The sequence below is a fragment of the Micromonospora sp. ATCC 39149 genome, assembly GCF_000158815.1.
Lineage (GTDB): Bacteria > Actinomycetota > Actinomycetes > Mycobacteriales > Micromonosporaceae > Micromonospora.
Window position 1 is genome coordinate 380,101 of sequence record NZ_GG657738.1, and the last position, 1,916, is coordinate 382,016.

Consider the following 1,916-nt stretch of genomic DNA (forward strand, 5'->3'; position numbering starts at 1 on the left):
GTGGCCAGCCGGCGCGGAAACATTGCCTTCACCAGCCGGGTGGCTCCGGAGGAGGTGACCTCCCGCAGCGGGCCGTCCAGGCCGGCGTTGGAGCCCTTGCCTGCGTACCGGGTGCCGATCACAACGTCCACGTCGTGCCGCATGGCGACCGCCGCGAGCGTCGCGGCCGACTCCGGCGGGTGTTGCAGGTCCGCGTCCATGACGAGCACCCACTCGCCGCGGCAGTGCCGGGCACCGAGCAGGACCGCCCCGCCCAGGCCGCCGGCCCGCGCCTCCGGCGGCCGGTGCAGCATCCGCACGGGCACGGGGGCGTCGGCGGACAACGCGGCGATCACCCCGTCGGTGCCGTCGTTGCTGTCGTCGACGAACAGCAGCTCCGCCTGCAGGGGCACCAGTAGCGGGGCGAGGCGCCCCATCAGCACGGGGATGTTCTCCGCCTCGTTGCGGGTCGGCACGATGACGGTCAGCCGGGGTGGCCGCGAATCCTCCGGCGCGCGCAGCTCACGTGGCCGCGGTCCGGCGTCGTCCTCGACGGCTTGCCGCTCGCGGGCGTCCGGCCCGTGTCCGATCATGGGAAACCTCTCCAGGCTCCGGTACCCGAGCAGCCCGCGAGCCATTCACAGTTAACGGTGGAACTGGCAGATGAATTGAATACGGGGAAATTTGTTCATGTACGCAGATCAGTGCCGGCAGATTCCGCCGACAGCAATGGTTCGCTCGGGTACGGGTGAGGTTATGGGGGATGGCCGCCAAAGGTCCAACGTCTGAATAGTCGACAAACTGACATAGCCATTTTGCGAACAGAGGTATCCGGTTAGCGAAAATGAGGCCGTCCGCGCAGGTGAACGGGGGGATTCACTCGCTTCTCCAGCACAGTCTCCGCCGCATCACGCCCCCGCAACTTCCACAGAAAATGCCGCGGCGCCGAACGGGAAATTGATTCCCGTTCGGCGCCGCGGCGGCACGATTCAGTCTTGAGCTTCGGCGCCGAAAAAGGTGAAGAACCGGTCAGGCGCCCAGAGCAAGCCGCCGTTCGGGTCCGGCCGGCTCGGGGGTCAGCCGCAACACGCCGACGTACCCGCCACCCTAGGACGGCGGTAGCTGGTCATGCAGATCGGTGATGAAGTCGGACCGGCCCCCGCCGCTCCAGTCGCACCACACTCCCGCCGGGACAGGATTGCGGCACCCCTGGGAACTCTCGATCGAGGTTCCCTCGCCCCACTCGTTGTAGCTCGTGATCAACTGCCACGGTGCCCCAGAGGCGTTCATCCGGGCCAGTCCGGCCCGCCAGCGCGCCCGGTCGCGCGACAGGAACGTCCCCTGACCGTACGGCAGCCCGGCCTTCCAGAACCCCGGCGAGATGTTGTACGACCCCTCACCAGGGGCGTTGCTGAAGTCGTGCTCCGCCCGGGCCGGTCCGTACTGGTGCCACCCCGCCACCTGCGGCGTCCCGGCGCAGCCCGCGTAGCCGGGGAAGACCTTCAGGTTGAGGTGGACGGTTTCGCCGAATCGCCGCTGGAGCAGCGCCTGGGCCTGGTTCCAGCGGTCCACCGTGGCGCACCCCCGGGCGGTCGTCAGATCCCCGGCGTTGTACACGAACACGGGCATGCCACGGTCGGGCAGCACAGCGAGCGCGGAGCCCTGCCCGCCGTACGTGGCCCGAAGGTAGTGCAGGTCGTCGGCGATGCGCTCGGGCGTCGGATCGGACGTCCCCTCCGGCTCGTAGTAGGGCGCCCAAGCGAACCCGGTGCCCTGAGCTGCCCGGACCATCGCCGGCCACCGCCGGTTCGTCACGGTGTCCCGGCCGAACCACGACGCGATGCCCACCGTGATCCCGCCGTACCGCATGTCCGCGACCTGGGCGCGCACCACCGATTCCTCGATCGAGTACAGGCCCCGCGCCGGCACGTAGTTGG

2 protein-coding genes are annotated in these 1,916 nt (G+C 69.2%); both read right to left on the bottom strand.

Features of this window, described 5'->3' with window-relative positions; genetic code table 11:
- Positions 1 to 572: glycosyltransferase (locus MCAG_RS01615; RefSeq protein ID WP_198141467.1), on the bottom strand; the 572-nt coding region annotated here is incomplete at its 3' end.
- A gap of 514 nt (positions 573 to 1,086) precedes the next feature.
- Positions 1,087 to 1,916, bottom strand: an 830-nt coding sequence (locus MCAG_RS01620) for a hypothetical protein (protein WP_036371898.1), incomplete at its 5' end; no start/stop codon positions are given.